Source organism: Streptomyces sp. 150FB (genome assembly GCF_000818195.1).
GTDB lineage: Bacteria > Actinomycetota > Actinomycetes > Streptomycetales > Streptomycetaceae > Streptomyces.
Genome location: NZ_JTHL01000001.1, coordinates 2145047 through 2158062 on the forward strand (window position 1 = coordinate 2145047; position 13016 = coordinate 2158062).

General features: G+C 72.2%; 10 protein-coding genes and 2 pseudogenes. 7 read left to right on the forward strand and 5 right to left on the reverse strand.

Annotation, left to right across the window (positions count from 1 at the left end; genetic code table 11):
- Window positions 1–321 (reverse strand): annotated as a pseudogene (locus QR77_RS08860) (septum formation initiator family protein); the annotation flags it as partial.
- A 50-nt stretch (window positions 322–371) separates the two neighbouring features.
- On the reverse strand, window positions 372–1328 hold the full coding sequence (rsmH, locus tag QR77_RS08865) for a 16S rRNA (cytosine(1402)-N(4))-methyltransferase RsmH (protein WP_040020779.1): 957 nt from the start codon (window positions 1326–1328) through the stop codon (window positions 372–374).
- Between the two features lie 391 nt (window positions 1329–1719).
- On the opposite strand from rsmH, the gene QR77_RS08870 reads away from it, so the two are divergent.
- From QR77_RS08870 to QR77_RS08885, 4 genes are all read left to right on the forward strand, one after another.
- A complete protein-coding gene (locus QR77_RS08870) occupies window positions 1720–2283 on the forward strand; it encodes a carbonic anhydrase (protein WP_040027564.1) in 564 nt (187 codons plus the stop codon).
- A 228-nt stretch (window positions 2284–2511) separates the two neighbouring features.
- Window positions 2512–3555, forward strand: a complete 1044-nt coding sequence (locus QR77_RS08875; RefSeq protein WP_040027565.1) for a MoxR family ATPase — start codon at window positions 2512–2514, stop codon at window positions 3553–3555.
- Window positions 3555–4934 (forward strand): DUF58 domain-containing protein, encoded by a 1380-nt coding sequence (locus QR77_RS08880; RefSeq protein WP_040020781.1) that lies wholly within the window; start codon window positions 3555–3557, stop codon window positions 4932–4934. Before QR77_RS08875 ends, QR77_RS08880 begins: the two co-directional genes overlap by 1 nt.
- Window positions 4931–7444, forward strand: a complete 2514-nt coding sequence (locus QR77_RS08885) for a DUF3488 and transglutaminase-like domain-containing protein (RefSeq protein ID WP_040020782.1) — start codon at window positions 4931–4933, stop codon at window positions 7442–7444. The genes QR77_RS08880 and QR77_RS08885 overlap by 4 nt, the downstream gene beginning before the upstream one ends.
- Window positions 7445–7660: 216 nt before the next feature.
- Here QR77_RS08885 and QR77_RS08890 read toward each other — a convergent pair whose 3' ends face one another.
- The 3 genes from QR77_RS08890 to QR77_RS08900 all read right to left on the reverse strand — a co-directional run bounded on the left by QR77_RS08890 (window position 7661) and on the right by QR77_RS08900 (window position 9791).
- Window positions 7661–8053 carry a DUF3040 domain-containing protein gene (locus tag QR77_RS08890; protein ID WP_040020783.1) on the reverse strand — a complete coding sequence of 131 codons (393 nt, stop codon included), beginning with the start codon at window positions 8051–8053 and terminating at the stop codon, window positions 7661–7663.
- 318 nt (window positions 8054–8371) lie between these two features.
- Entirely contained in the window at window positions 8372–9157 is a 786-nt protein-coding gene (locus tag QR77_RS08895) for a methyltransferase (RefSeq protein WP_052488619.1), read from the reverse strand.
- A 94-nt stretch (window positions 9158–9251) separates the two neighbouring features.
- Window positions 9252–9791, reverse strand: coding sequence for an SAV_6107 family HEPN domain-containing protein (locus tag QR77_RS08900; protein ID WP_040020785.1), 540 nt, complete (start codon window positions 9789–9791; stop codon window positions 9252–9254).
- Between the two features lie 210 nt (window positions 9792–10001).
- Here QR77_RS08900 and QR77_RS08905 point away from each other — a divergent pair, with 210 nt between their 5' ends.
- The 3 genes and pseudogenes from QR77_RS08905 to QR77_RS08915 all read left to right on the forward strand — a co-directional run.
- Window positions 10002–10607, forward strand: a complete 606-nt coding sequence (locus QR77_RS08905; RefSeq protein ID WP_040020787.1) for a TetR/AcrR family transcriptional regulator — start codon at window positions 10002–10004, stop codon at window positions 10605–10607.
- Window positions 10608–11036: 429 nt separating this feature from the next.
- On the forward strand, window positions 11037–11684 hold the full coding sequence (locus tag QR77_RS08910; protein WP_052488620.1) for a DUF4126 domain-containing protein: 648 nt from the start codon (window positions 11037–11039) through the stop codon (window positions 11682–11684).
- A gap of 92 nt (window positions 11685–11776) precedes the next feature.
- Window positions 11777–13016: pseudogene (locus QR77_RS08915) on the forward strand (FAD-dependent oxidoreductase); the annotation flags it as partial.

Below are 13016 nucleotides of genomic sequence, written 5' to 3' on the forward strand. Positions count from 1 at the left end.
CGGCAGCGGCTGCGCCTTCTGGGGATCGCCCCTGACCGTGCCGTCCGGGGAGAGGAAGGCGGGGTTGCCGCCGGGAACCATGCCGAGTTCACGGGCCCGCCGCTCCAGCGCGTCGGGCGCGGAGCGGTCGTCCACGTCGCGTTGCAGCGCCTGTTCCTCGTCGGTGAGGTCGGTGGTCTGCTTCTTCAGCTCGCTCAGCTTGAACGAGCCCTCGTTGAGCGAGGAGTTCAGCAGCAGCAGGGTGATCAGCCCGCCGCCGAGGAGCAGGACGACCAGCAGGACGAAGGGGGTGCGCGCCGCCGAGCCCGATCCGGACGGCATCAGCCGGACGAGCCGCGCGGCGCGTCCCTTCAGTTGCCTGCCCGGTCCGCTCACGAAGCTTCCTCCCGGATCCGCCGCGCTCCCCGCAGCCGGGCGGGGGCGGCCCTGCGGTTCTCGGCGATCTCCTCCTCGGTGGGGAGTTCGGCGCCGCGGGTGAGCAGTTCGAGCCGGGGCTGGTAGCGCTCGGGTACGACCGGCAGGCCGGGCGGCGCCGTGTTGGCGGCGCCGGCCGCGAAGACCTGCTTGACCAGCCGGTCCTCCAGCGAGTGGTACGACAGGACGGCGATCCGGCCGCCGACGGCCAGCGTCTTCACGGCGGCGGGGATCGAGCGCTCCAGGACGGACAGCTCTCCGTTGACCTCGATGCGCAGCGCCTGGAAGGTGCGCTTGGCGGGGTTGCCGCCGGTGCGCTTCGCGGCCTGCGGCAGCGCGTCACGGATCAGCTCGACGAGCCGGGCGCTGTGCGAGAACGGTTCGCTGCCGCGCTCCCTGACCACGGCCGACACGATCCGCTTGGCCTGTTTCTCCTCGCCGTACGCGCGCAGGATCCGCACCAGCTCGCCGGGCGGGTAGGTGTTCAGGACCTCGGCGGCGCTGACTCCGGTGCTCTGGTCCATCCGCATGTCGAGCGGGGAGTCCTGGGAGTACGCGAAGCCGCGGTCGGCCTCGTCGAGCTGCATGGAGGAGACACCGAGGTCGAAGAGCACGCCCTGGACCCGGGGGACGCCGAGGCCGGCCAGGACCTCGGGCAGCTCGTCGTAGACGGCGTGCACGAGGGTGGCGCGGTCGCCGAACGCGGCGAGCCGTTCGCCGGAGAGCTTGAGCGCCTCCCGGTCGCGGTCGAGCGCGACGAGCCTGGCGGAGGGGAAGGTGGCGAGCAGCGCCTCGCTGTGCCCGCCGAGTCCCAGGGTGCAGTCGACGACGACCGCGCCCGGTTCGGCCAGGGCGGGGGCGAGCAGGTCCAGGCACCGCTGGAGCATCACCGGTACGTGTCGGGCCTGGTTCATGCGCCCCTCTCAGATCCGGCGCGGCCGTACGTACTGCCGGGTCCCCACCCGCTCGGAAGGGGAAGTGGTCCGCCGGCGCCGGGAAGGGCGTCGGCCGGCCGCGAGCGGGGGGAGGCCGAGCCGCACGTACGCCGCACACGCGGGGAAAATCGGGATGTGTTCAGGATGCGTCCGTGAACTTCGCGTCACTTTAGTCGACTGGTCCCCTTGGTCAATCAACCGGCCAGCGCGTCGCGGCCGCCACCGCACAGAGAGTCGGAATGCGACACTTTTCACCCCTTCGGAGCAGCGGACGTCACTCGTGTGGCTTAGCTCACAATCAGGCCACGTGAATGGTCTTGTTCTGCCGGGGGCCGGGCCCAGCCGCCTTTTGGCGATTACCGTCATGGGTATGTCGACTTCCGCACACCTCCCCGCAGAGCCCGCTGAGGCTCCCACCGGTGCGGCCCGCACCGGTGGGACGGTCACCGATCGGCTCATCGACGCCAACTCCCGCTACGCGGCGAACTTCGACGATCCCGGCATGGACGCGCGTCCGGTGCTGAAGGTCGCCGTGGTCGCCTGTATGGACGCCAGGCTCGACCTGCACGACGCCCTCGGGCTTGACCTCGGCGATTGTCATACCATCCGCAACGCGGGCGGCGTGGTCACCGACGATGTCATACGCTCACTCACCATCAGCCAGCGAGCGCTCGGCACCCGCAGTGTCGTGCTGATCCACCACACCGGCTGTGGCATGCAGAGCATCACCGAGGACTTCCGCCACGAACTCGAACTCGAAGTCGGACAGCGGCCGGCCTGGGCCGTGGAGGCGTTCACCGACACGGACCAGGACGTACGCCAGTCCATGCAGCGCGTAAGGACCTCACCCTTCCTGCCGCACACCGATGACGTGCGTGGTTTCGTCTTCGACGTGAAGACGGGACTGCTGACCGAGATCGACCCCGCCGGCTGACACAGGGTCGGCCCGAGCCGGTGTCAGCCGGCCCGGGCCGGACCAGAAATCCGGCAGATCCGGCATATCCCACCCACTTATCCACAGGCGAGTGACACGAAGCGGTAACGGCAACAAGAATGCGTCTGTGGCAGCGCTCCGGAACCATCCGGGGGCGGTGTCCGTATTTGGGGTGGGCCGGGCCGTCCGATGAGCCTCGGCCCGTATGAACGGGCCGAGGAGGGCCGGGTGACGACCTATGACGATCGAGCGAGCCTCACAGATCTGACCACCACAGCGGAGCGGGTACGCGCATCGGTGGAAGGTGTGATCGAGGGCAAGCCTGAGGTCGTACGGCTTTCGCTGACCGTGCTCCTCGCCGAGGGACATCTGCTGATCGAAGATGTCCCCGGCGTGGGCAAGACCATGCTGGCGAAGGCGTTGGCACGCTCCATCGACTGTTCGGTGCGGCGTATTCAGTTCACCCCCGACCTGCTGCCCTCGGACATCACCGGGGTGTCGATCTACGACCAGCAGCGCCGGGACTTCGAGTTCAAGCCGGGAGCGATCTTCGCGCAGATCGTGATCGGCGACGAGATCAACCGCGCCTCGCCCAAGACCCAGTCGGCGCTGCTGGAGTCGATGGAGGAGCGCCAGGTCACCATCGACGGGCAGACCTATGAACTGCCCAGCCCCTTCATGGTGGTGGCGACGCAGAACCCGGTGGAGATGGAGGGCACCTATCCCCTCCCCGAGGCGCAGCGCGACCGTTTCATGGCCCGGGTGTCGATCGGCTACCCGAGCCCGGAGGCGGAGCTCCAGATGCTGGACGTGCACGGCGGGATCTCCCCGCTGGACGACCTCCAGCCGGTGGCGCACGCCCACGACATCGTGAAGCTGATCGACGCCGTCCGGTCGGTGCATGTCGCCGACTCCGTACGGAGGTACGCCGTCGAGCTGGTGGGCGCGACCCGTAACCACCCGGACCTCAGACTCGGGGCCTCACCGCGCGCCACGCTGCATCTGCTGCGCGCCGCGAAGGCGTCGGCCGCGCTCAGCGGCCGGGAGTACGCGCTGCCCGACGACGTGCAGGCGCTGGCCGTCGCGGTGCTCGCGCACCGGCTGCTGCCCACGGCACAGGCCCAGTTGAACCGCCGTACGGCCGAGCAGGTCGTGCTGGACATCCTCCAGCGCACGCCGGTGCCCACCGCGGACGGCGGGCATGTGCCCGGCCGGTCGGCGCGGGGCGGACCGGTGTACGGCGAACGGCCGCCCGGCGTACGGCGGCTGTGATGGCGCCCGGAGCGCCCGTGGCCGTCTCCGGGGACGGCGGGGGCGGAGGCGGCGACAAGGGCGGGGTGCGGGCCGCGCTCGGCGGACTGACCACGCGCGGCAGGTCGTTCTTCGCCGCGGGTGTCGCCGCGGCGATCTGCGCGTACGTCCTCGGCCAGGGGGACCTGCTGCGGGTGGGGCTGCTGCTCGCCGTGCTGCCGCTGGTGTGCGCCGCCGTCCTGTACCGCACGCGCTACCGGGTGGCCGGAAGCAGACGTCTGTCGCCGTCCCGCGTGCCGGCCGGGTCCGAGGCGCGGGTGCATCTGCGGATGGACAACGTCTCGCGGCTCCCCACCGGGCTGCTGATGCTCCAGGACCATGTGCCGTACGTGCTCGGCCCGCGCCCCCGGTTCGTGCTGGACCGGGTGGAGGCCGGCGGCCGCCGCGAGGTGTCGTACCGGGTCCGCTCGGACCTGCGCGGCCGGTATCCGCTCGGGCCGCTGCAACTTCGGCTGAGCGACCCCTTCGGCATGTGCGAACTGACCCGCTCCTTCAGCGCGTACGACACCCTGACCGTCATCCCGCGCACCGAGGAACTGCCGTCGGTGCGGCTCGCCGGTGAGTCCTCCGGGTACGGCGACGGGCGGCAGCGCTCGCAGACGCTGGCCGGCGAGGACGACGTGATCCCGCGCGGTTACCGCCACGGCGACGACCTGCGCCGGGTCCACTGGCGCTCCACCGCGCGCTACGGCGAGCTGATGGTGCGCCGCGAGGAGCAGCCGCACCGGGCCAGGTGCACGGTGCTGCTCGACACCCGGCGGATCGCCTACCAGGGCGCCGGACCCGACTCGGCCTTCGAGTGGGCGGTGTCGGGCGCCGCTTCCGCGCTGGTCCACATGCTGCAACGGGGCTTCGCCGTACGGCTGCTGACCGACACGGGCGGCTCGGTGCCCGCCGAGGGCGCCGACGGCTTCGCCGGGGCGACCCAGGAGACCGCCGACTCGGCCGGGCTGATGATGGACACGCTCGCTGTCGTCGACCACTCCGCCGGGGCCGGCCTCTCCCTCTCGTACGACGTGCTGCGCGGCGGGAGCGAAGGGCTGCTGGTGGCCTTCCTCGGCGATCTCGACGAGGAACAGGCTGCGGTGGCGGCCCGGATGCGGCAGCGCAGCGGCGCGGCCGTCGCCTTCGTGCTGGACAGCACCGGCTGGGTGCCGGACGCCGCGCGGCCGAGGACCGACGCCGAGGAGCGGCTGAGGCTGCTCCGTGAGGCCGGGTGGACCGCGATCGCGGTGCCCTCGGGAGCCTCGCTCGCCGAGCTCTGGCAGCAAGCGGCCAGGGAACGCGCGGAATCACCCGTCACAGGCCCCACGACAGGTTTCTCCGGAGGATGGTCATGAGCGGTCGCGGAAGGCTGGCGCTCTGCGCCTACGCCGCCACGCTGATGGCGGCGGCTTCGATGCTGCCGCTGGTGAGCCCGGCGGGCTGGCTGGTGCAGGCCGCGCTCCTGACGGCGCTCGTCAGCGGGGCGGGCGCGCTGCTGCGCCGGGTGCCGCTGCCCCGGCCGCTGACCGTGCTGCTCCAGGCCGTCCTCGGCCTGCTGCTGCTCACCCTGGCCTTCGCGAGGGACGTGGCGCCGCTCGGCTTCGTACCGACACCGGACGTCATCGAGGAGTTCGGCAGACTGCTGACGGCGGGCGGCACCGATGTCGGGCAGTACGCGATCCCCGCCCCGGCGACCGACGGCATCCGGCTCATGCTGGTCGGCGGCGTCCTGGTCATCGGGCTCGCCGTGGACGCGCTCGCTGTGACCTTCCGTAACGCCGCGCCCGCCGGGCTGCCGCTGCTCGCCCTCTACTCGGTCGCCGCCGGGCTGTCGCAGGGCACCTGGGACTGGCTGTGGTTCCTGATCGCGGCCTGCGGCTATCTCCTGCTGCTCCTCGCCGAGGGCAGGGACCGGCTCTCCCAGTGGGGCCGGGTGTTCGGCGGGGCGCCGCGAACTCCCGCCCGGGCGGCGTCCGGTCTGGACGCCTCGGGTACACACGCGCTCGCCCCGATGCGTACCGGCCGGCGGATCGGGGTGCTGGCGCTGGGTATCGCGCTGGTGGTCCCGCTCGCCCTGCCCGCCCTGAACGGCGGCCTGCTCGGCGGTGTCGGCGACGGGGACGGCACGGGGACGGGCGGCGGCGGCATGATCCGCGCGGTCAATCCGCTGGTCACGCTCCAGGACGACCTCAACCAGCCGGAGGACCGCGAGGCGCTCCGCTACCGGACCAACGCGCAGAACACGCAGAATCTCTATCTGCGCATCATGTCCCTGGACAAGTTCGACGGGACGTCCTGGCGGGTCTCCCAGCGGAACGTGGAGGACGTGCCGGACCAACTCCCGGATGTGGCGGGGCTGGACGGCGATGTCGGCACCACCGAGATCAAGACGAACATCACAGCGGCCGAGTGGTATCGGCAGGACTATCTGCCGATGCCCTATCCGGCCTCCAGGGTGGACATCGAGGGCCGCTGGCGCTTCGAACCGGTCGGCAGGACGCTGGTGGGCGACCGGGGGCAGACCACGCGTGGCACGGGCTACTCGGTCGACAGCCTCCAGGTGAACCCGACCAGGGAGCAGCTCGAATCGGCGCCCGAGCCCTCGGCGGCTCTGCGCCGTGAGTACACGGAGATACCGGGCAATCTGCCCGGTGTGGTGAAGAAGACCGCGCAGGAGGTCACCGCCGGCGCCACCAACGACTACGAGCGGGCCGTCAAGCTCCAGGACTGGTTCTCCGTGAACGGCGGATTCACCTACGACACCGATGTCGACTCGGGCACCGGGATCCAGGCGATCACCCGCTTCCTCAAGGACAAGCGGGGCTTCTGCATCCACTTCTCGTTCACGATGGCGGCGATGGCCCGGACGCTGGGGATACCGGCCAGGGTCGCCGTCGGCTTCACGCCCGGCACCCCGCAGCCCGACGGCAGCATGTCCGTCGGTCTGCGTGACGCGCACGCCTGGCCCGAGCTGTACTTCCAGGGCGTCGGCTGGACCCAGTTCGAGCCGACCCCGGGCCGGGGCAGCGTCCCCGACTACACGCGCCAGAGCGTCCCCTCCGGCGGGCCGACCGACTCCCAGCAGCCCGCTGCCGGCAGCTCGGCGACTCCGTCGGCGGCTCCGTCCGCCTCGCAGAGCTGTGACGCGCGGGCGAAGAAGCTGGAGGCGTGCGGCGCGGCCGTGGCGCAGGGCGCGACGCCGGGGTCCGGCACCGGTACGCCGGTCTGGGCCGAGGTCCTTCTCTCGCTGGCCGCCGCTGCCGTCGTCCTCCTGCTCCTGCTGATGCCGCTGCTGTGGCGGACCCGGGTGCGGACGCGACGGCTGGGCTCCGGCGGGCACGTCTCCCCCGGGGGCACCTCCTCGGGCGCGGAGGACGGGCGGGAAGCCGCCGTGGGAGCAGCGGGGGCGGCAGGGGCCGGTACGGGCCGCCCGACGGCCCAGGCGACGGCCTCGCGGACGCTGTCGGCCTGGCGGGAGCTGACCGACTCGGCGTGGGACCACGGCGTACCGCCCGACGAGTCGCAGACCCCGCGCGGGGCTGCGGCCCGAATCGTCCTGCTCGGCCGTCTCGACCAGCAGGCGGCCGACGCCGTGCGGCGGGTCGCCGACTCCGTCGAGCAGGTGCTGTACGCGCCGGTGCCGAGGCCGGGGGCGGGCCTGGCCGAGGACATCAAGCGGGTACGGGAGGGGCTGCACGCGTCGGCCGACCGCCGGACGCGACTGCGCGCACTTCTGCTGCCGCGTTCCTCCGTTCGAGTGATATGGGCCCTCTCAGAGCGCTGGACGGCCGTCGCCGAACGGTGGGGAGCCCGCCGGCAGGGTATGGGCCGCTGGGTCGCGACCGTGGGCCGCAGGCGGGGCTGAGCCGGGGCTCCGGCCGGGGCCTTCAGCCCTGGGCCTCTAGCCGGGGGCCGAGCTGGGGCTGAGCCAGCGCCTGAACCGGGTGGTGAGCCCCGGCTCAGGCCCTGGAGCCCCAGGCACGGCTGAGGGGCGGACGCCCTGGGCGTCCGCCCCTCAGCCGTACTCCTAAAACCTGCTGGTCAGAAAGGTGTGGAAAGGAAATCCAAGAATCTTCAGGGGCTACTGGCCCTGTTCGTCGCGGCGGCGTTGCCACCGCTGCTCGATGCGATTCATCATCGAGCGGCGCGGTTTGGGTTGTCGGGCGGCTGGAGCCCCGCCCGGCTGCTGTTGCTCACCCGGCTTGGGCGCCTTGCGCCAGCCGGTGACCGCCAGGACCGCGCAGCCCAGCATGACAAGGAAGCCGACCACGCCGATCCAGATCTGGTTGAAGACCATTCCTGACATGAGGAGCGCGATTCCTACCAGGAAACCTACGACCGCCTGGTAGACCCGTCGCCGGGTGTATGTACGCAGCCCGCTTCCCTCAAGCGCTGTCGCGAACTTGGGATCTTCGGCGTACAGCGCTCGCTCCATTTGCTCGAGCATTCGCTGCTCGTGCTCCGAGAGCGGCACGGAGTCCTCCTAGTCGTCGGTCGCAGGGGGCGACCGGTATGCGGCCCCTTCAGGATAGGCAGGGATTCGTCCCCGTGAAACCCGCCCTCAAAGCCAATTCGCCATTCCGGGCCGCCATGCCGACCCGGATGGTGGGGCTTTGATTCCCCGACCACCGACCCGTCATACCGGATGGTGTACCCCGATCATACGGCGACATGCGCCCCGCCGGGGGGCCTGTGGCACACCGCATCTCCCGGCTGCGTGGCTGATCAGCCGTGCGATCGGCGGCCGGAGGGCCGAGGACGGCCCCGGACGGCTTCCGCGACCCTTGTCGGATCAGCCCTGCTTCTCGCCCAGGACATGGAGCTGCGTCGCCACGGAGTGGAAGGCGGGCAGCCCCGCGGCGACCGCCTCCAGCTTCAGCAGCGCCTCCATCGCGCCCGGCTCGGTGTCGACCAGACCGCCGGGTACGAGGTCCGCGAAGACCCTGACCCCGTGCACGGCCCCGACCGTCAGACCGGCCCCGCCGACGAGGTCGGTGAGCTGCTCGGCGGTGAAGCGCCTGGGCACCGGATCGCCCTCGCCCCAGCGGCCCGCCGGGTCGGTGAGCGCCTGCCTGGCCTCCGTGAAGTGCCCGGCGACGGCCCGGGCCAGGACAGCGCCGCCGAGCCCGGCGGCGAGCAGGCTGAGTGCCCCGCCGGGGCGCAGCGCGTCCACCGCGTTCCGCACGCCCTCGGCCGGGTCGTCCACGTACTCCAGGACGCCGTGGCACAGCACGGCGTCGAAGCCGCCGCGCGCGACGACGTCGAACAGGCCGTGGATGTCCCCCTGCACACCCCGGACGCGGTCCGCCACCCCCGCCTCGGCCGCCCTGCGTTCGAGCGCGAAGAGCGCGTTGGGGCTGGGGTCGACGACGGTCACCCGGTGGCCAAGACGGGCGACGGGCACGGCGAAGTTGCCCGTGCCGCCGCCGGTGTCGAGGACGTCCAGGCTGTCGCTCGCAGCCGCCTCGGTCCTGCGGTCCAGGGCGTCCTTGAGGACTTCCCAGACCACGGAGGTACGCAGCGAGCCACGGGGGCGCGAGGGCGTCTCCCCACCGATGACAGGGGAAGGGTCCGACACGGCAGTTGACTCCTCGGCGCGGTGCCGCCCGCAAGGGCGTGAACGGTGGGGCTCCGCCCACCCTATTGCCTGTGGCATGGCCGGAAAGTCACGGTCACCCAGCGGCGTCACCCTGCCGGGTCTGCTCGGTCCTCGGTCGGGGCAGGGACGGCTCCAGCACCAGCAGCCGCTCCACTATGCGCAGGAACATGGCCGCGTCACGCTGGAGGTCGTCCGCGTCACGCGTGCCCGCCGCGCCCTGTATGCCCGCCTCGGCCCGCGCCCTGCGGGTGGCGCCCGAGGCGAAGAGGGCGCTCCACTCGGTCAGTTCGGGCGCGATCTCGGGGAGGACCTCCCAGGCGCTGCGGATGCGCCTGCGCCGCTGCGGGGTGGTCTCGGGGCGGCCGCGGGCCGCGAGCACGGCGGCAGCCGTACGGAGGGCGGCGAGATGGGCCGTGGCGTAGCGCTCGTTCGGAGTGTCCAGGGTCGCCGCCTCGTCGAGGCCCGTACGGGCCTGGGCGAGCAGATCGAGGGCGGCGGGCGGCGCCGCGTCCCTCCGCAGGACGGGGTGGACATCGCCGGGCGGTCCGGTCAGTGAGGGTGCAGGGCCGCCTGTCGGACGCCGGCGTGCGGCGCCGGCATGGGAGCTGGCCATGACGAACCTCCTGTCGTCGTGTGACGGCTCTGTGGCCGTATGTACCCATCGTGAGGGGCGCCACTGACAATCGGCTCCGACCTGCGACTTCTCACCCTCCCCGGTCCGGCACCACCCACTCCGGCCGTTGGCCGCCGTCATCCGGCCAATGCCCGCCCTTGACGCGGACATGCACGTACGGGACCGCCCGGACCTGTGAGAATCCCCTCCATGAACAGCAGCACCGGTCGGCGGACCACACGGGAGAAGCTCTACGAGGCCGCGGTGACGCTCATCGCCGAGCAGGGGTTCTCCGCGACGACGGTGGACGAGATCGCTGAGCGCGCCGGAGTTGCCAAGGGCACCGTCTACTACAACTTCAAGAACAAGGCGGACCTCTTCGAGGAGCTGCTGCGGCACGGCGTCCGGCTGCTCACCGCTTCGCTCCAGGCCGCCGCCGACGCGACGAAGGAGCGCGGGGGCAGCAGGGTCGAAGCGCTGGACGGGATGATCAGGGCGGGACTCGGCTTCATCGACCGCTGTCCGGCCTTCACCCAGCTCTACGTCGCCGAGCTGTGGCGCACCAACCGGGCCTGGCGGTCGACGTTGTTGACGGTACGTCAGGAGGCGGTCGCCGTGGTCGAGACCGTGCTCAGGGAGGCCGTGGCCGGCGGGGAGCTGAGCGAGGCGATCGACATCCGGCTGACGGCTGCCGCGCTGGTCGGGATGGTGCTGGTGGCCGCCCTGGACTGGCAGGCGTTCCAGCCGGAGCGGTCGATCGACGAGGTGCACGCGGCGCTCTCGCTGCTGCTGCACGGCCGGGTCGGCGGGCGCTGAACGCCCGTACGCGGGCGGCCCGTAGCCCGTGCAGAAGGACGTCGGTCCGGTGAGATTCCCCCCCGGGAATCCCCTCGGACCGACGCGTTTCCCCCGTTCCCCCCCCGTTTCCCCCGTTCCCCCCAACCCGCTTCCCCGTGTCCCCCGCCGCCACGTTCCCCCGTGGAAGCCGGAGAGCCCGCTGACCGGTGGTCAATCCCGGTACGGCCGGCCCTCCGACGTTGCCCCCGTTCCCTCGGGGGAGCCGCGCCGCTCCGCCGCCCCGTGCCGGCGGTGTCGGCGCTGCGCCCCTTCGGTGACCCCTACTCTCCCGTTCGCGCAGGTGACAGCCCATCCGCGTCCCTACTCATCTCCCTTGCTGAGTACGGGTACTCAGCGTCTGGGGTTCACTCCGGACACGCACCGGGCGGCGGCACTACGATCACGTCCGTGTCCGTACTTCCGCTTGTCTTCACGAGTGGCTGGGCCAGCGGGATCAACGCCTACGCGGTGGTCCTGCTCCTCGGCATATTCGGCGCGACCGGGCTAACCGACGCGGTGCCCGAGTCGCTTCAGCGTCCCGACGTACTGATCGTCGCCGGAGTGCTCTTCCTGTGCGAGGCGGTGGCGGACAAGATCCCGTACGTCGACTCGATCTGGGACTCCGTGCATACGGTGATCAGACCGGTGGCCGGCGCCGTGGTCGCCGCGCTGCTCGCCGGTGACAGCCACTCGCTGCCGCAGATCGCCGCGGGCGCCGTCGGTGGTTCCACCGCTTTGATGAGCCATCTCGTCAAGGCCGGCACCAGGATGGCGGTCAACACGTCGCCCGAGCCGTTCAGCAACATCGCGGTGAGCACGGGCGAGGACCTGAGCGTCGCCGGGATCATCACGTTCGCGGTCTTCCATCCGCTCGGCGCCGCCGCCCTCGCCGGGGTGCTGCTGCTGACCGGCATCGTGGTCCTGGGCTTCCTGATGAACCGGATCCGCCGATTCCGCCGCCGCAGAGCGCTGCGGCGCGAGCGGAGACACCAGGGCGCCGACGACTTCGGGGCCAGCGGAGACTTCGGAGACGGTACGACCCGGCCACCACCGTGACTGTCAGTGGCCCCGGATAGGGTTTTCGCATGGCACGGATTGCGGTGATCGGCGCGGGCATGGGCGCCATGGCGGCGGCTGCCCGGCTGGCCGTGGCAGGCCACGGGGTGACGGTGTACGAGCGCTCGGCGACCTACGGCGGCGCCGTGGGCCGGTTCGAGCGCGACGGGTTCGTGTTCGACACCGGGCCCGCCCTGCTGCATCTGCCCGCCGTCTACCGCGACTTGTTCGTCAAGACCGGCAAAGAACCCCTGGAGCAGTGCCTCACCCTGCGCCAGGTGGACCCGGCGAGCCGCCATGTCTTCGCTGACGGCACCGGTGTGTCCTTGCCGAACGCGTCGCGGGCGGGGGTCGTCGCCGCCCTGGACGCGGCGCTCGGCGCGGGCGCCGGCGGGCGCTGGGGGGAGTTCCTCGGGCGTGCCAGGGAGGCCTGGGACCGGTCGAGGCGGCCGCTGCTGGAGGAGCCGCTGTGGCCCGACTGGCAGGTGCTCGGGCGTGATCCCTATCCGGCGCCCCGGCAGCGCAGGCTGCTGCGCGGCGCCCGCCAGGCGTCCACGCTCGCGGAGATCGGTGACTGGGAGCTGGCGGACGCCAGGCTCGCCGCCCTGCTCGACGGCTACGCCCTCGCGTACGGACTCGACCCCCGCCACGCCCCGGGGAGCGCGGCCCTGCTGCCGTATCTGGAGCAGACCTTCGGGAGCTGGTATGTCGAGGGCGGGATGCGGGAGTTGGCCCGAGCGGTGTACGAGCGGTGTCTGGCCCGGCGGGTGGAGTTCGTGTTCGGGGCCGAGGTGACCCGGATCGTGGAGAAGGACGGCAGGGCCACGGGTGTCGAGCTGGCCGACGGCACTCTCGCCCCTGCCGACCGGGTGGTCGCCGGGGCCGCGCCGGGGCCGCTGGTCGAGGGGGAGCTCTGGGCGGACGGTGACGTACGGCCGCCGGACGGCACCGGCGCCCCGGTGCCTGGGCGGTTCACGGTGCTGCTGGCGCTGTCCGGCGCGCGCCCGTCGGACGCCGCGCACCGGACGGTGGTGCACGCGCCCGTGGACGGCGCCGAGTCCGCCGCCGTCTTCGGCGGCCGGACAGCGGACCGCCCCACGGTCACCGTGCTGCGTCCCGACGATCCGGGGACCCGCCCGGACGAGGACCATGAGGCGCTCACCCTCACGGCGACGGTCGCCCCGCAGGGCCCGGTGGACTGGTCGGACGGCGAAGTGCGCGAGCGGTACGCGGATGTGCTGGTCGCCGCGGCCGGCGCCGCCGTGCCCGGGCTGGCGGGGCGGCTGTTGTGGCGCGAGGTGCGGACACCGGCCGACAGCGCGGCCCTGACGG